General features: G+C 31.1%; 14 protein-coding genes and 1 pseudogene. 10 read left to right on the top strand and 5 right to left on the bottom strand.

Going from position 1 to position 16,419, the window contains the following annotated elements:
• Positions 1 to 258: 258 nt before the first annotated feature.
• Positions 259 to 1,518 (top strand): murein hydrolase activator EnvC family protein, encoded by a 1,260-nt coding sequence (locus EM808_RS19285; RefSeq protein ID WP_127739836.1) that lies wholly within the window; start codon positions 259 to 261, stop codon positions 1,516 to 1,518.
• 536 nt (positions 1,519 to 2,054) lie between these two features.
• The gene (locus tag EM808_RS29575; protein ID WP_259347179.1) at positions 2,055 to 2,156 is read left to right on the top strand and encodes a DUF2933 domain-containing protein; all 102 of its coding nucleotides are present in this window, start codon (positions 2,055 to 2,057) and stop codon (positions 2,154 to 2,156) included.
• A gap of 211 nt (positions 2,157 to 2,367) precedes the next feature.
• On the opposite strand, the gene EM808_RS19270 is transcribed toward EM808_RS29575, so the two are convergent.
• Complete coding sequence (locus EM808_RS19270; protein WP_127739835.1) at positions 2,368 to 2,667, bottom strand: AbrB/MazE/SpoVT family DNA-binding domain-containing protein; 300 nt, start codon at positions 2,665 to 2,667, stop codon at positions 2,368 to 2,370.
• A gap of 159 nt (positions 2,668 to 2,826) precedes the next feature.
• On the opposite strand from EM808_RS19270, the gene EM808_RS19265 reads away from it, so the two are divergent.
• Both EM808_RS19265 and EM808_RS29820 read left to right on the top strand, forming a co-directional pair.
• The gene (locus EM808_RS19265) at positions 2,827 to 3,729 is read left to right on the top strand and encodes a C39 family peptidase (RefSeq protein WP_127739834.1); all 903 of its coding nucleotides are present in this window, start codon (positions 2,827 to 2,829) and stop codon (positions 3,727 to 3,729) included.
• Between the two features lie 162 nt (positions 3,730 to 3,891).
• Positions 3,892 to 4,488: pseudogene (locus EM808_RS29820) on the top strand (cell wall hydrolase).
• Positions 4,489 to 4,609: 121 nt separating this feature from the next.
• On the opposite strand, the gene EM808_RS19255 reads toward EM808_RS29820, so the two are convergent.
• A complete protein-coding gene (locus tag EM808_RS19255) occupies positions 4,610 to 4,963 on the bottom strand; it encodes a hypothetical protein (protein WP_127739833.1) in 354 nt (117 codons plus the stop codon).
• A gap of 182 nt (positions 4,964 to 5,145) precedes the next feature.
• Between EM808_RS19255 and EM808_RS19250 the strand changes: the two genes are divergently transcribed.
• Positions 5,146 to 5,466, top strand: coding sequence for a GNAT family N-acetyltransferase (locus EM808_RS19250; protein ID WP_235856665.1), 321 nt, complete (start codon positions 5,146 to 5,148; stop codon positions 5,464 to 5,466).
• Positions 5,467 to 5,942: 476 nt separating this feature from the next.
• A complete protein-coding gene (locus EM808_RS29815; protein WP_366881137.1) occupies positions 5,943 to 6,182 on the top strand; it encodes a transposase in 240 nt (79 codons plus the stop codon).
• 275 nt (positions 6,183 to 6,457) lie between these two features.
• On the opposite strand, the gene EM808_RS19245 is transcribed toward EM808_RS29815, so the two are convergent.
• Positions 6,458 to 7,414 carry a class I SAM-dependent methyltransferase gene (locus EM808_RS19245; RefSeq protein ID WP_127739832.1) on the bottom strand — a complete coding sequence of 319 codons (957 nt, stop codon included), beginning with the start codon at positions 7,412 to 7,414 and terminating at the stop codon, positions 6,458 to 6,460.
• Between the two features lie 464 nt (positions 7,415 to 7,878).
• On the opposite strand from EM808_RS19245, the gene EM808_RS19240 reads away from it, so the two are divergent.
• From EM808_RS19240 to EM808_RS19225, 4 genes are all read left to right on the top strand, one after another.
• Entirely contained in the window at positions 7,879 to 8,919 is a 1,041-nt protein-coding gene (locus tag EM808_RS19240; protein WP_127739831.1) for a flavin-containing monooxygenase, read from the top strand.
• Positions 8,920 to 9,141: 222 nt separating this feature from the next.
• Positions 9,142 to 10,092: a cation diffusion facilitator family transporter gene (locus EM808_RS19235; protein WP_127739830.1), complete on the top strand. Its 951-nt coding sequence runs from the start codon at positions 9,142 to 9,144 to the stop codon at positions 10,090 to 10,092.
• A 299-nt stretch (positions 10,093 to 10,391) separates the two neighbouring features.
• Positions 10,392 to 10,691, top strand: a complete 300-nt coding sequence (locus EM808_RS19230; RefSeq protein WP_127739829.1) for an ArsR family transcriptional regulator — start codon at positions 10,392 to 10,394, stop codon at positions 10,689 to 10,691.
• 867 nt (positions 10,692 to 11,558) lie between these two features.
• The gene (locus tag EM808_RS19225; RefSeq protein WP_127739828.1) at positions 11,559 to 12,407 is read left to right on the top strand and encodes a cation diffusion facilitator family transporter; all 849 of its coding nucleotides are present in this window, start codon (positions 11,559 to 11,561) and stop codon (positions 12,405 to 12,407) included.
• Positions 12,408 to 13,339: 932 nt separating this feature from the next.
• On the opposite strand, the gene EM808_RS19220 is transcribed toward EM808_RS19225, so the two are convergent.
• Both EM808_RS19220 and EM808_RS19215 read right to left on the bottom strand, forming a co-directional pair.
• On the bottom strand, positions 13,340 to 14,062 hold the full coding sequence (locus EM808_RS19220) for a YwmB family TATA-box binding protein (protein WP_127739827.1): 723 nt from the start codon (positions 14,060 to 14,062) through the stop codon (positions 13,340 to 13,342).
• A gap of 938 nt (positions 14,063 to 15,000) precedes the next feature.
• Positions 15,001 to 16,419, bottom strand: coding sequence for a Na+/H+ antiporter NhaC family protein (locus EM808_RS19215; protein ID WP_127739826.1), 1,419 nt, complete (start codon positions 16,417 to 16,419; stop codon positions 15,001 to 15,003).

Raw genomic sequence — 16,419 nt, 5'->3', positions numbered from 1 at the left:
CTGAATTTTTATTGTATTTTTATAATACTACATTTGTATGAAGAAATTATGCAGGGAGGTAGGTAGTATAATTCACTATAGGATTTTTATTATGAATAAAGTACTCCTTTATCATACATTTTGTGGTAAATTACTCCTTAAATTTTATCAGGATATTACAATGAAATGTAATTGTAATAATTTTCATCTCCAAATTCGACAAAATGTGATGTTATAATTTTGCTTGTTACTAGAGAATTAAAAAGAAAGGAAATACTAATGAGTAAATTATTGATTAAGAAATCTACCATAACGATTGGGATTGCTGCTTCATTAACTTTATTTAATAATACATCTTTAGCATTAGCATCTTCTGAGAAGGATTTGCAAAATGTAAAAATTAATATACAAGAAAATCGTAGTAAAGTCCAAAGTGGTTTAGACAAAGCAGAAGAAGAACTTGAAAACATAAAAAAGGAACAAGATGATATTAATGCAGAAATTAAACGTCTGGATACATTGATTTCCAAAACCAATAGCGAAATACGTGAAAACGATGAAAATATTAAAGAAGCAAACACTAAGGTTAAAAAGTTAAATACGGAGATAAAAACTCTTAAAGAGCGCATACAGCAACGTGAGGAGTTGCTAAAGGAAAGAGCTCGTTCCTATCAAGAGACTGGAACTATTAACTATTTAGATGTTTTAATAGGATCACAAAGTTTTAGTGACTTTCTAGACAGAGCGGGAGCGGTAACAACCATAATCACTGCAGATCAAGAGTTAATACAAAAACATTTGGATGAAAAAAAATTGTTAGAAGATAAGCAAAATCAAGCAAAAGACCTGTTAGAAAAACTTGAAAATTTTGGTGAATCTCAAAAGAAGCTAAAAAGCGATTTAGACATACAAAAGAAGGAAAAGGATAATATTATGAAATCCTTAAAGTCTAAAGAAAAAGATTTAGAAAATGAAAAACTAAGTTTGGAAGAACAAAACTCATTGCTTAATTCTCAAGATGAAGCTATTGGAAAAGCAATAAAATTAGAATCTGAGAAGGAAACTGTAGTTAAAAATAAAACTGGATCAAGTAATTCTTCAATAAATAATGATTCGAATACAACTATTTCTAAACAGGCAAAAGGAGCGTGGACAGCTCCAGTTCAGGGGCGTTTAACTTCTACTCTTGGTGAAAGATGGAACAAGTTTCATGCTGGTATAGATATTGCTAATAGTGCCGATGTTCCAATAGTTGCTGCTGCTGATGGAGTTGTTAGTAGATCTTATTATTCCACAAGTTATGGCAATGTAGTCTTTATCTCTCATTCTATTAATGGACAGGTCTATACAACTGTTTATGCGCACATGGATAGTAGAGTCGTTGAGGCAGGAGAAACTATTTCTAAGGGGCAACAGGTAGGAATTATAGGTAACACTGGACAATCATTTGGTCAGCATTTGCATTTTGAACTCCATAAAGGTCAGTGGAATGCGTCTAAATCGAATGCTGTCAACCCACTCGACTATATTCCATTGTAAAAATTCCAATTAATCACAATAATTATTTTATCATTAACTTGATTAAAAAAAGTTTAATTAAGTTAATGTTTTTTTTTGAATTATTTAATATAAATATGGAACCCAAAAGGGGGAAATTGACAGATAAAACGGTAAATGAGATATGTGCCTTTACAAAGGTTAGTCAGGCTTCATTTTATCGAAAGTTAAAGGAAAGAGAAATTAATATGCTATAGCGGATTGGACATTTATATATGTGTCCCCTCGATGCGATTCGTTTTCGTACCTCTAAAAAAAGAAGAAAAAAAGGAGAGTATTGTTTTTCTGTTATGCGAGAAAAATTTAGCGACCTTAAAATTAAAATGAATAAAAATCTTTATAAAAAACAGTTCATTATTCAAGTTATTAATTTATCTATTTGCACTACTTTTATTGAAATTTATTCATCTATGTATATTATTCATTTTGATTTAAAAATTTGAAAATATTTTCGTAATTTCTCGTAAAAAATCCTTGTTTGAATATTATCCTAATAAAAAGTAAAGGAGTGATAAAAAATGGAATGGTTATCTATTTTACTAGTACTTATATGTCCAATTATGATGTTATTTATGATGAAAAGTCATGGAGGACATAAAGATAAGGTGAACAATAAATAACTAGATGCAAGAATTATTAATTTGGAAATCGAAAATAAAGAATTGCATAGGAAACTAAATGAAATTTCTACTAAATGATTTGATGTTTCTTAAGATTATAAAAGAACACCTTATTGTGTTTTAATTCCACTTTAAGGTGTTCTTTTTCTATTTCTTTCTAAAGTTTTTAATAAACTAGTTTAGTTTATTTTGAAATGTTAAATCAGTGGAATTACTTACCAGTCTCTATGTGTATAAAAATTCCCTTTTCATCATCTGTGATGCCCATAATAAGTGGTGTATCACTTGTTATTCCAAGTATATTTCGTATTTCCTTTGGTATAGAAATACGATTCCTGCTTAAATAACATTGATTTAAATTTTTATTATCATGGTTTGCTATTATTATAATAGATTTGTCTAATATATCAATAAATAAAAGGTCTCCATCTTTTAAGTTCAACAGATTCTGTACTTTTTTTGGAACAGAGATTTGTCCATTGTTATAAATTCTCCTTCTATACACAGTCATTTTTCCACACCTTTTTAATTTTGCTTTAATAATAACTTTTTCTATTATAGAAATTATTATTGAAGAAATTGTGCAGAAATCAAATTACCTTCTTTTCTCCATACTTTTTTGATGAATTGATTATAAACTCATGTTATTAAGTAGTTAGGGAGAATAATAATGCAATTTCAGTTTATTGTCTTGATTATGATAAGTTTGTTGTGTATAAGTATTTTAATAATATTGCTTGTGAAAAGAACCAAATTAGTTATAATTTCACTTATTTCTTTGTATTTAATCATAATATTGTCTTTATTTAGTATTGATAATAAGAAAGTCAATGAAATTTTACGCAAAGAAATAGCGATAGATATTTCTATACCGAAGTCTTTGTTGAAACAGACAAGGGAAAACCCTAAAGAACTAAATAACAAAGATAATGAAGTAGATACAATATCTAATTTAGAACTAATTAAGGATGACATTTTAATAGATGCACCTATAATAAAGCAATTTCCAGAGTTGCCTAGGGGCTGTGAAGTAACTAGTTTAGCAATGTTTTTACAATATTATCAAGTTGAAACAGATAAAATGGAACTTGCTAAAAACATAAAAAGGGATTCAACTCCTTTAACAACTCAAAATGGAAAGATACATTGGGGAGATCCAAATCAAGGATATATTGGAGACATGTATTCGTATAACAATCCAGGATATGGGGTTTATCATAGACCTATAATGGAGTTGGCAGAAGAGTATCTACCAAACAAAATAGAAAATTTAACAGGAAAACAGTTTGAGGAATTAAAATTATATCTTTCAAATGACAGACCTGTTTGGATAATTACTAACACAAGTTATAAAAAATTGCCTAATACCTCTTTTGAGGAATGGGAGACACCAAATGGAAAAGTTGAAATAACGTATAAAGAACATTCTGTGCTAATTACAGGGTATGATAATTCTTTCGTATTCTTTAATGATCCCATTAGTGGTGAAAAGAACAAAAAAGTACAATTAGGACCATTTATAGATGCTTGGAAACAAATGGGGAGCCAAGCCCTTTCATTAAAGTTAAACTAAGAATAACTTATTAACAGAATTACAGTTCAAGTGGAAATAAGTAACACATTTTAGTAACCTTTAAATCACAGGCTTTAAAGTGCATAGGAAAATTTTGGAGGTAGTGTATAAATAGTTTCGTTGATAATATTGTTCTCGTAGACTTTAGTACTAGGGGGGTATATGGACTTTAACAATAAATTTTTATCTTCAACGTTACTAGTAATACTATTATCGTTATTTTTTGGAATAAATTCAGAAGCATCTTCATTATACACAGTGAAATCTGGAGATACACTGTGAAAAATAAGTCAGCAAAATGGATTTCCTATAGGATCTATACAAATAGCAAATAATCTAAAAGTTAATAAATTAAATGTAGGACAACGATTGACATTACCAGAACCAATTACTGAAAGCGAAAGAACTTTATTAGCACAATTGATTTATGCCGAAGCACAGGGAGAACTTTATTCTGGAAAGGTTGCAGTAGCGCGACTGTAGTTCTAAACCGTGTAGATAGTAATCTTTTTTCCTAATACAATAAGAGAAGTAATATATGAACGTTCTAATGGATATTATGCTTTTTCGCCAGTTCAAAATGGGAAAATAAAGAATAACCCAACTACGGTAGAATATAGAGTAGTAGATGAGGCAGTAGCATATAGAGGGAAAGGGAGTAGATCCCTGTATTTTTACAATCCCAAAACAGCAAAAAGTGAGTGGATTCTAATTAAAGAAGTAACGGTGAGAATTGGAAATCATTCTTTTGCAAAGTAAACAAACATGAAACACAAAGGGGACCCCTTTGTGTTTTTATTAAATTTAGGAACTTGAACGAATTTGATTACGACTTTTTTTATAACTTTATTAGAGTAGATAAATATGAATATAAGTTCTATCACATCTTACGCAACTCTTGGTGTTTACGCCAACCATAGGGAGTCAATCCCATTGGCTTATATACAGACAAGATTACAATCAGGATTAACACAAGTAAACCAACCCCTGGATGGAAAAGTTCACTTGGTAGAACAAAATTGGCAGTATCCCTTCTTTTTGTTTTAGCAGCTAAAGCGCTCACTAATGGCATATGCAATAGAAAACGATAATGGAATAAGTTTGAAGAGAACTCAATAGTGCTTGAATAAACCCTATGGTGTGCCAAGTGATATATTATAATTATACCAGTAAGCAACGAAGCGAAAGCCAGTGGGACAATGACGTACCATCCTACTATCCAGGCTGCCTGCAACGTTAAAATATCCTACGACTTTTAATATTTAATACCATGTTAAGAAAGATTACGCTCATTCACTACGTGAAACTGCGTTTTTTAGAGATAAATGTTTGTTTATTGAGGGAGTTATTGATAAAGTACTAATTAATGTGTTTCATTCAATAAATAGTTGTAGGAGTAATGTAATAGTGAAAATAATGGCATGTAATGAAAGACCAATTGATTACGAAGAAGTTATCAAACTTTATAGGAATTCGGAGTTGTTAGAGGAGAGAGTATTTCAAGATAAAGAGGATAAATTAAATAAAGTACTGACCCTTGGTGCTTGGAAGGACGAATCTTTGATTGGCTTAGTAAGAGCAGTGTCAGATGGGAACTCTAGAGCCTATATAGAAGATATAGTTATTCATAGTTTATATCGGAAGGAAGGTTTAGGAATTAAATTGGTTTCAACAGTGTTAAAAGAACTTTCATGTAACCATTTTATATTGCGAAGGAAATATAATACTCTTCTATGAAAAAAGATATTTTATGATGAAAGAATTTAATAAATAAGTGTATGACTCTAAATATATGAAGAAAGAGGGCATTAATCCAGTGATATGCTCTCCTTAAAATTGGCAGACAAAAAACAAAAAGTTCGTTGCTTAAAGGTGGGGGATGATTCTTACGAACTTTGTAATAAATAAACATTACTTATCCCGCTTTAAAACGATGGAGACTGCCAGTTAGAGATTATTTAACTGGGGATTATTCATTTTTGAAATATGAAGTTAGTGGCTCAGATGGTCTTCAAGATAAATGAGGAAGAAACAAAGAGGAACAGGAGTTAACCGCAGAAGAAAATTTTAAACTTGAAATGAAACGACTTGAAAGAGGAAACGAACGGATACTTGCTGAAAATGCATTCTTATAAAAGTTAGAGGATTTAAAAAGGAGGCGACATTAAACCAAGTTCGTTACATGGATAAATAAATAGCTATTCAAGAATTACATGAAAAGGAAAAGTACTCTATTATTCAACTATGTAAAATGGCAGGGATCGCCTGATTACCCTCCTACTATAAATGTCAAAACCGCACCCCGACTACTAAAGGATACGAAAAATGAAGAACTTTTGAAGGAAATAAAAGTAATTCATCATAAGATTGAAGCAATATTTGGCTATCGTCGAATGAATTTAAATTTAAACCGTAAATTTAACAAACAATTTAATTATAAACGAATTTATTGAAGGAAGCTGGAAACATAATAAATTTGTATACTCAGCATATATACATTAGACATTCATCAGAAGGGTACCAGCAAAATTGGCCTATACTGTTTGGCGGTCGTAAATTAAATGCTTAAGCCATACAGCGAAAAATGTTATTTAAGCTAGAGTTTGTCCTGACAGTATCTTCAATGGTTAAAACAGCGAATACATTGTAATTATGATGGGTGTATTGTTATCTATAATTTTAATTATAATTCTGCTACCTATTGTTAGCAATTTATAGTATAGCAGAATTAGCTAAAGTTGTTCTTTCGGCGAAAGAGATAAACAGCATTATCTTCCGATGGTGGTAAAATGAGAGAAGACAATCGTTCATCTAGTTCCATAGTGAAGTTTTCAGACGCAGCGTTATAATAGGCATCATAATCGCCAGTAATTTTAGGTTTTTTTGTACCAATTACAATATATAATTCAACTGATTTAGTTTTAAAAACGTGTTTCTCATATGAATTATTAGGAACGGGCCACGAACATAGGACAACTTCTGGATTGTATTTATTAAGAGCAGCTTTTGCATTTGCTTTTTCAACAAAATCGGGATAGTTTATAAAATAATCCCAACTAAAGTCATCTGTGGCTATGCAGTTAATATTTTTGTCTTTCAAAAACTTAGTTAATGTACCATCCCCTGCTGCAATCTCTACACAATATTTACCGTCTAATATAGTTGAGAGATTATTAATTAATTGTTTTGTATAAAAACAATAAATTCCTCTCTCATTCACAAGAGGTAGTAAAACTTTTTTATTTACAATGAATTTCCAAAAGAACGTAAATAAACCTAATGAGACTGGTTTCCTTATTAAATCTTTTTCAAATAGGAGCTTCTGTAAAATAAATCCGTCCCATATATTTAACCGTGTTTTGTTTTTTATTTTATTTGTAGAAGAAGCGAAGATAAGCCTTTGTAACAAAAATATGGCAAATCGGGCTTTGATTATATTTGGCATAAAGGCATTTAATGTTTTTTCGTTATACCCACTCTTTGCAATTTTTTTACTAGCTATTTTTGCATTTAAAGTGTATTTTTCAATTATTGTGTTAATTAAATTAGAATCTTTTGAATTTATTATGGCATTTATCTCCTTTAAAACATCTCCTTTATATTCCGGATATTGAGTCAAAAGTTTTTCTACACTAATCTCATTTTTTAGAATTTGTAGTGATAAGTCCTTTGTAAAGTTTTTCATTTCTTTCTCCAGTGCTTTGAAATTTTAGTTTTTCTAAATATAAAACATTTATACAATCCATGTATTTAATTATAATAATTTTTGGAAGATTGTTATGTTATTAATTTTAATTAAAATAACATTAACTTCTTTTTTAAATACTTCTTTGCTTAGTGGGATTCGTTTTTATTTTATTTACTTTCTCTTCTCTATGGCAAAATTATTAGTAGGCTTTTCTTCCTTTTATAATTATGTCTATTAAGAAAGTATTTTATGTGATTTAACTTTTTTTGTTTTGATTCATGTATTTCCGGAAGTTTAAAATATGCAATAAAGCAGAGTCAACTTATTTGTTATTAAATTTTTTAAAAATAAATAGATGTGTTTGTGTTTGAAAAATATGGTATATTTAGTTGATTTTCTAAAGTAATTCAAATAATATGATTATATGAATGTATAATCATATAAAGAGAGGAGAGTTAAATATGTATGATACTTTAATTATAGGGGCTGGTCAAGCTGGTATTTCTATTGGATATCATTTGAACAAATTAAATCGAAATGTCGTTATTCTTGAAAGGAGGTCAGAAATAGGGTCAAGTTGGAGGGATAGATACGATTCTTTAATTTTATTCACTCCACGTATGTATAATTCTCTTCCGGGAATGAAAATGGAAGGAGATAAACATGGTTTCCCAACAAAAGATGAAGTCGCGAACTATTTAATGAATTACGTCAAGAAGTTTAACATACCAATTAAATTAGGTGTTGAAGTAAAAAGTGCCTATAAACAAGACGGCTATTATTTAGTGAAAACAAATTATAAAGAATATATGGCGAAAAACCTTATAGTTGCTTCTGGAGCTTTTCAAACACCTAAAATTCCGTCTTTCTCAAGAAAATTACCAGAAGGGATATTTCAAATACATTCATCGCAATATAAAAACCCTCAGCAACTTGCAGATGGTAATGTTTTAGTTGTTGGTGGGGGAAATAGCGGTGCTCAGATTGCTGTTGAATTGTCTAAAGAAAAAGATACTTATTTATCACATGGTGAAAAGTTACTGTATTTACCTTTAATATTACTAAAAAAAAGTATTTTTTGGTGGTTTGATAAAATAGGTTTATTAAAACAAAATTATAACACTAGGTTAGGGAAATTCATTCAGAGTAAGGGAGATCCAATATTCGGATACGATTTAAAACATACTATTAGAAAAAAGAAAATAGTTATCAAAGGAAGGGTAATCGATATAAAAGAGGACGAAATTATTTTTAAAGATCAATCATCATTAAGAGTAAACAATATTATATGGGCTACAGGTTTTAAAAATCCATTACCTTGGCTGAAGGTTAATGAAATATATAATAAACAAGGTGAAATAATTCATCAACGGGGTGTCACAAACGTAATGGGATTATATTTTATTGGCTTACCGTGGCAATATAGAAGGGGGTCATCCTTACTTCAAGGAGTTGGATACGATGCAAAATACATTGTAAAACATATTATGAGTAAAGCATAAGTTATTAATGATAATTAGGCAAGTAATGTGATAATGTGAATTTTCATCTACTCGAAAATTTTGACTTATTTAGGAAATAAGCATATTATTAATATGAATATATGTTCATATAATTACAGTGTATTTTTTTCTTTATTACGATACACTTTAAAGAATGTGATATTAAGAAAAGAAGATGGTGCAAGATACAGGATTAAATGAAATTCATAAGGAGGAAGAACAATGGGACACGGACATGACCATTCCCATAATCATGCAAGTGGGACAAATAAAAAAGTTTTATTGATTTCTTTTAGTATTATTACTATTTATATGGTTATTGAGGCATTTGGAGGATTTTTAACAAACAGCTTAGCGTTAATATCAGATGCAGGCCATATGTTAAGTGATTCTATCTCTTTAATGATTGCTCTTATCGCATTTAAATTAGCTGAAAGAACGGCAAGTCATAGTAAGACATTCGGTTATAAACGCTTTGAAATTATTGCTGCAGTAATAAATGGAGTAACATTATTACTGATCTCTCTTTTTATATTTTATGAAGCAATTGATCGGTTTGCTAACCCACCTGAAGTTGCTACAACAGGAATGCTGTTAATCAGTTTTATCGGGTTATTGGTCAATATACTGGTTGCTTGGATAATGTTGCGTAGCGGTGATACGGAACATAACTTAAATATGCGAGGGGCGTATTTACATGTCATTAGTGACATGCTTGGTTCATTAGGAGCAATAATTGCTGCTTTATTAATAATGTTTTTTGGTTGGGGGTGGGCTGACCCTCTTGCTAGTGTAATTGTGGCACTACTTATCCTAAGAAGTGGCTATTATGTTACTAAGGATGCTATCCATGTATTAATGGAGGGAACTCCTAAAAATATAGATGTTAAAGATATCATTACAACAATTGAGGGGACAAAGGGTATTATTAAAATCCATGATTTACACATATGGACGATTACTAGTGGATTGAATGCACTTTCTTGCCATGCTGTTGTAGACAGTAAATTAACTATTGCAGAAGGCGAAATTATTCTACGTGATATTGAACATGAACTTGAGCATAAAGGAATTACCCATGTAACAATTCAATTGGAAACTAGCGAGCATAACCATGAAAATGAGGTCTTATGCCAAGTGAAAAATGAACCTATGCATGATCATCAACATTAAATTTATACAAGACCTAAAAATAGGTCAGTACTTTGTTGCTTTAGAATTTATTAACGAATATTGAAAAAAGCGTTTCGCTTTTTTCAATATATCTACTAATAGGATGTTATTTTTCTTTAAAAACAGATTTATTTTAGAAAAATTATATTTTTTTAGTTGTCCTACTATATAAAATCGGTTGGCATAGTGATTTGACAAATATGATAATTATCGGATATTCTTTTTATATGAATGAGTGCGCATTTAAGAATATAGCAATGCATTCTAATTTATTTTTTAGAAAGCTGGTGGATAAGTAAATGAAAAGAGATATCAACTCTTTGTTATCTGACGAAAATATAAAGGGACTTTCACGTGTTTGTAAAGTACTTACAAATCCAACAAGAATAAAAATATTATCTTTGATATATAAAAAAGAGTTAACAATAAATCAGATTTCTGACAGACTGAAAATGTCTAATTCTATGATATCTAATCAAGTAAACTATTTAACAAATGTAAAATATATTGAGTGTAGAAAAGGGTCAGAGAATTTTTATAGACATGACGACGAAGAACTAATTATTACAATAAATCAATTATTAAAACAAGCAAATTAATAATATCAAATACCAAAGTTAAATTTCATCCAACAGAAAGAACCTATCCAGTAAGTTACTGGATAGGTTCTTTCTGTTGGATATGAAATTTATTCGTTATCATTATCAGTTCTTGTATAAAAGTAATCATTAGGATTTATCGGTTTACAGTTTTTAGGAGTATAAAATCTTAAAAGGATCACCATTTACTACTTTATCGGAAAGAGAAAGGGTGGTAGTGACCTTATCTAGAAGCCTTTTTGCCTCAATGGTTTGCTCATCCTGTATTACCTTTCCTTGAATTGTAAAATTTTTCATCAATTGCTGATATGGTTGGACTCACAAAGTCACCATTTCTAAATGGTACAAGTTCATTATGACCTTCAGATAAAAGGTTTATGCCAAATTGGATGTAGTTTTTAGTATCAATACCCAGTATATAAAAGGGGAGGCATCAGGTCAATTTGCCCGTCATATTCTTCAATCGTACCACCTGTTAGTTTAAACGCAACTGATCAAGAGATGGGTTATCATAGGCTGCTAGGCTGCCTAACTTCTCTATATACTTTAATGCTTCTTTACGATTGACTATAGAAAAATCTATTATTAAGATTAATTCAGTATTTTCACAATCATTAATAGTTACCTCTATAAATCCAAAAAAGTCTTTGACATATCTAAATTAAGTTTGTAGGTTAATCAATTATATAAAAAACCAAAGCTAATGAATATTGTTTCGATTTTGTTTCCAATAGGAGAATTTACCTACCTTAATCCTATTTGCATATATGAACAAGTGGATTAGTTTAATACTTATAAAATAAGGTAAAAGACATTAATAAGAATGTTATTTGAAAAACAAGAATTAGAAATGAAAGGAGAAAGTAAATGGAAAAATCTCATGCGTCTGCAAAAAATATTAAATTGGCCTTTGGGATTAATCTTCTTTTTTCATTATTAGAATTTATTGGCGGCTTTTTGATTAACAGTGTTGCTATTATGTCGGATGCTGTTCATGATTTAGGAGACTCTCTTTCGTTGGGGCTCTCATGGTTTCTCCAAAAATTTTCTAATAAGAAAGGGGATCAACAATTTTCTTTTGGCTATAAGCGATTCTCTCTCCTTGGTGCATTAATTAATTCTTTGGTTTTAATTGGGGGATCCGTCTTTATTATTTCTAAAGCCGTTCCTCTGTTGTTTAATCCGGTACATTCCAATGCGCAGGGAATGTTTTGGTTTGCCATTGTAGGAGTACTCTTAAATGGATTTGCCGCTTTTCGGCTGCACAAGGGGAACTCCATCAACGAAGGTGTTATTTCCTGGCATATGATAGAAGACGTTTTAGGTTGGGCAGCTGTTTTAATGGTCAGTATTGTTTTGTTGTTTAAGGATATTCATATTCTTGATCCGATTTTGTCTCTTGCGATAGCCTTGTTTATTTTAATTAATGTTGTACGAAATTTGATTAAAACCATGAAGATACTCTTAGAAGGTGTACCAAATGGCGTTAATATAAAAGAAATTCAATCGAAAATTGAAAGGATACAGGGGGTTGTTTCGGTTTCTTCATTGCATATCTGGTCCATCGATGGAGAAGAAACTGCCTTAAATGCACACCTTTGTGTCACAGGAAACCGCCTGAGTGATTGTGAGGTAATTAAGAAGTCTGTACGGGACGTCACTTCTGACCTGAACATTACCCATTCAACAATTGAACTGGAATGGAAAAATCAATAAGTAGTTGTAGGGAAGGACCTTTGCCCTTTAAAAAAGCCAAAATAAAGATCGGAAAAAAATTCAGTTTCTTTTCTGATTTATATTTTGGTTATTCTATTTTGAAGTTTTCCTTAAAGAGAGGAATCCTAACTGTGTAATCATTAAATACTGTTAAGTTTGAAATTATAACGAGAAAGAAAAACCCTTTGGCAGGTAATCTTGTATCACTTACTGTATTTAACAAGGACGAGCGCATTTCGTAATTTTCTTCATAGGATAGTAGTGAATGATTAAGAGCCTTTCTTTCAGTGAGAGGAGATTATAGTTATGCTTTTATCTACTTTTATCAAGAATCTGTCTCTTATTTAAGTAGCTACAGCAATTTAGAACGTTTTGTCATACTAAAGAGTAATTTTAAAACACATTATTTAAAGTAAAAATACTTCCAGACAAGATAATGATATGAATATAAAAAAGAACGATGATGCTGAAGGAAGCGTAAATGACCTTCAAGCGGTATTTCTAAAAGGGATAATCCCTGGTTAAAAATTATCTTAAAACAAGTCCTCTTTTTAAGATAATTGTGTCTTGAGCCGGCAAGCTAAAAGGGACAAAAAATTTTACTCAGAATTTCACATAAATCATAACCAAAATCATACATTAGCTTAGATTTCACAACTTAAACCATCGTAATTGGTATGTATATCGCTAAACATCATCACGTAGCTAAAGCACAGGATTATCAAGGAATGGAGCTAGGTCCAATACTTATTTTGAACTCCAATATTTCCATATATTAATTTTTCAAGGGTGGTAAAGCTTTGGATGGTAGTATTAAGTAATACAGGAACAGTTTTAATTTTTATTTTAATTGCATTATGGAAACTACGTATGAAAAGTTAAGATAATAAAACGAAGAAGTGTCTGATTATGCGATATCTCGTATTTGCTATTTAATACTCGGAAGTGATAATAGGTGTTCCAATTGTTACTTTTACTTGATTCGTAGATTCACTAGTTTCTCTGTATGCAATATGGAGGTTCATGTATTGGTTATCACCAAGAGGGAGTTTATTCTCCCAGCGTTTCGTATATGCGGATAGAGAAACGAATTTTGTTTCATTTAGACTTTGTATTTCTTCTCCTGAAAAATTAGTTAATAGTTTAGATGCTTCAGTATACAAAGATTGATTAATATTTTTTGTTCCTTGGACGGTATAAAACGCCGAATAATCCTCTATTTTATTCTTATACATATTGAAGATTGCTGGCCATTTAGTTTCATCCCATTTGCCCTTTATATCATAGGTGACACTTAAATTATACTTACCGCTCTGTGAGTATATAATGATTAGAACTTTCTCCTCTAGGTCTGCAATAGAAGTTTTTTTCTTGCCTTCAATTTTATAGTAATCTTTCACAAATTTCTTTTTTGACCAACTATAATCTTTTTCAGTGTCTTTAATATCATCTATTGTCCTATCAAGATCTTTCATATCAGAATATTTCCTAATAGGTTCTTTAATATACATAGACCAATTATTAATAAATATATTGTTTTGCTTTGCAATTTGTGTAATTTGACTTAATTCATTATCTTGGTAAAAAGCTTTAGCTTCATTTGTTGTTAAAGTTATTAATAAGAAAAAACAAAATAATAGAATTAATTTTTTCATACTTCTCAACTCCCTCTATATATGAAGGATAGCCAGGAAAATAAAAATTTATACTAGATTAGTAAATTTTATGTTTTTATTCTTTAATAGGAATTGCAATAATCAAAACTTTAATATTGAGTTAATGGAATTAAGTAATTTTTTTCTAGTTATTTAATTAGGTATATCACCATGGATAAAAGATGAAAAGTATGGATGCAGAATCATTAAAATAGAAGACATTAGAAAAATATGCTCATGATATTTAGGTGGCAAAACGCGTGGATATAGAAGTTGTTGACATTCCTCGATCGGGCATTTATGTCCGGGCAACTTAGAGACGATATTGGAGAGTATATCTATACGCTATGTTACTTTTTTGGTTGTGATATTTTTAAACTTAATGGCTATTTTTTTCTATGTCTGCAAAACTTGGAGTCGTAAAAGGAATAAATTTATTTGATTTTGCTTAGGAGCAATGACCTGAACCAGTTTCTTTTGGTCTATGGATAGAGGAAATGTTTGTAACGGTAACTGATTTGTTGCATTCATTGATGCTGCTATAAGGCTTTATTATTTTTTTGCATTCTTCAGCTGTAATCGCGCTATTGGTTCTTCTGTTATCCTTTAATTGCATATAATGGGAGTTATGTCTTAAGAGTAGGGTATAGCTGGACTTGTTTTTGTAGTAGTAATTTCATTTGGGATATATGCAAAACAAGATATGTTACCACTCATACTGGTGTGCTATCCCTTTCTGGACACTAAAACTATTGAAGGTATAAATTTATTGTGATTATTCATGTAAATATAAGGAAACCAAAAAAGGACCTAATTTAAAATATTATAGGAAAGTTGCTCTACTTTGAAGTTAGACTGTTAAAAAGAATAATTCAGCCAATTAGTTAGTTATAATTAGAATCCCGCTAACATATGTGGTTGTTGGCGGAACCCTAACTTTAAAAAAATAAGCCGGCAATTACAAACAAAATAGTTGAGACACCCAATGCTACGAAAGAGGAAGCGGATTTGGCCTTAGCATAATCAACAACGGGCAAATCAAAAACTGAAGCAGTAGTGACGGTTGTCTCTCCTAAGGGCGAAGTGAAGTCACCAAAGGATCCTGCGGCAAACACTGCTGCCACCGCCAGTGGCAGTGAAGCATCGGTAGCTTCTGCTAATGAAATTGCTAGAGGCATTAAAAGACCCCATGTACCCCAAGATGAACCTATAAAATAAGCTATAAGCGAACCAAATAAAAAAACTGCTACCGGTACAAAAGCCCCTGACAAAAAGGTTCCTGCTGTTCCTGTTATGAAGCTGGAAAACCCAAGGTCTTCCGCCATATTTGCAAGTGCCCAAACGAGTACTAATAGTATGATAGCCATTATTATTTGGTTTCCGCCATCAATGAAATGAAACATTAATTCAGAGATTTTTTCCTTTCGTAGAAGGAACAAACATAAAGAAAAAATGACTGTCGCAAAAAGGGCAATTAACATTGCTTGCGTTGCATCAGCTTGTTGCATTGCATCTAAGAACGAGTTTGCTCCCTTATGTAAACCATCTTGCCATATTAGATAAAATGTGCTAGATAGAAGTAAAAGTAAAGGTAAAATAAGGTTCATCGCTTTTGGTTCTACCTTTTCTAATTCGGATTCAATACTTTCCCTGTGAATCTCTTCTTCAATTTCAGACACGTTATGACCATTATTTGAATCAATTCCTTTTCCAATATATCGCCCTGTCAGTACTGCAAATATACCGATTGTCACTATTGACAAAGCCCAAAAATTAAAAGGGATACTTGCTAAAAAAAGCTGATAAGGAGATCGGTTAATATTTAATTGATTTAACGAACCTCCTACAACAGAAACCATATATCCAGTGTAAGTTGTGGCCACAGGCATTAGGACAATTACTGGAACGGTGGAAACGTCGATTGCATATGCAAGCTTTGCCCTCGTAATGGCAACGGATGTTTTTGCAGCCTTCATAACTGGTCCAGTAGTCATAATCCTAAACTCGCAATCCATAAAGGTGACGAGAATCGTAGACCATGCAACGATTAAGGCGCTTCGCTCGGTTTTAATTCGCTTCTGTACTGTTTTTGCAAATCCTTTAATGCCTCCAGCAACTTGCATCATACCAACAAGCCCTCCGAAAACAAATAGAAAAATGATGATTCTAAGGTTGTCTCTATCTGAAATGGCAATAAACACATAATCACTCATTTTAGACAAAGAGTTAAAGATTCCGGGTTTTAATGAGTATGAGCCAATTAGAAGTCCCAATCCTAGACCAACTAATACTTGTCGGGTTGTCATTGCCACAAATACGGCGATGACAAACGGAACAATAGAAAACCAATTTTCCAT

The organism is Niallia taxi (assembly GCF_004005475.1).
GTDB lineage: Bacteria > Bacillota > Bacilli > Bacillales > Cytobacillaceae > Niallia > Niallia taxi.
This window is presented reverse-complemented; position numbering and strand designations above follow the sequence as displayed.

What these genes read in the sequence shown, in the direction of transcription:
- EM808_RS19285 (WP_127739836.1), top strand. Translation starts at nt 259, where the DNA reads ATGAGTAAATTATTGATTAAGAAATCTACCATAACGATTGGGATTGCT.
- EM808_RS29575 (WP_259347179.1), top strand. Translation starts at nt 2,055, where the DNA reads ATGGAATGGTTATCTATTTTACTAGTACTTATATGTCCAATTATGATG.
- EM808_RS19270 (WP_127739835.1), bottom strand. Translation starts at nt 2,667, where the DNA reads ATGACTGTGTATAGAAGGAGAATTTATAACAATGGACAAATCTCTGTT.
- EM808_RS19265 (WP_127739834.1), top strand. Translation starts at nt 2,827, where the DNA reads ATGCAATTTCAGTTTATTGTCTTGATTATGATAAGTTTGTTGTGTATA.
- EM808_RS19250 (WP_235856665.1), top strand. Translation starts at nt 5,146, where the DNA reads ATGGCATGTAATGAAAGACCAATTGATTACGAAGAAGTTATCAAACTT.
- EM808_RS29815 (WP_366881137.1), top strand. Translation starts at nt 5,943, where the DNA reads ATGAAAAGGAAAAGTACTCTATTATTCAACTATGTAAAATGGCAGGGA.
- EM808_RS19245 (WP_127739832.1), bottom strand. Translation starts at nt 7,414, where the DNA reads ATGAAAAACTTTACAAAGGACTTATCACTACAAATTCTAAAAAATGAG.
- EM808_RS19240 (WP_127739831.1), top strand. Translation starts at nt 7,879, where the DNA reads ATGTATGATACTTTAATTATAGGGGCTGGTCAAGCTGGTATTTCTATT.
- EM808_RS19235 (WP_127739830.1), top strand. Translation starts at nt 9,142, where the DNA reads ATGGGACACGGACATGACCATTCCCATAATCATGCAAGTGGGACAAAT.
- EM808_RS19230 (WP_127739829.1), top strand. Translation starts at nt 10,392, where the DNA reads ATGAAAAGAGATATCAACTCTTTGTTATCTGACGAAAATATAAAGGGA.
- EM808_RS19225 (WP_127739828.1), top strand. Translation starts at nt 11,559, where the DNA reads ATGGAAAAATCTCATGCGTCTGCAAAAAATATTAAATTGGCCTTTGGG.
- EM808_RS19220 (WP_127739827.1), bottom strand. Translation starts at nt 14,062, where the DNA reads ATGAAAAAATTAATTCTATTATTTTGTTTTTTCTTATTAATAACTTTA.
- EM808_RS19215 (WP_127739826.1), bottom strand. Translation starts at nt 16,419, where the DNA reads ATGGAAAATTGGTTTTCTATTGTTCCGTTTGTCATCGCCGTATTTGTG.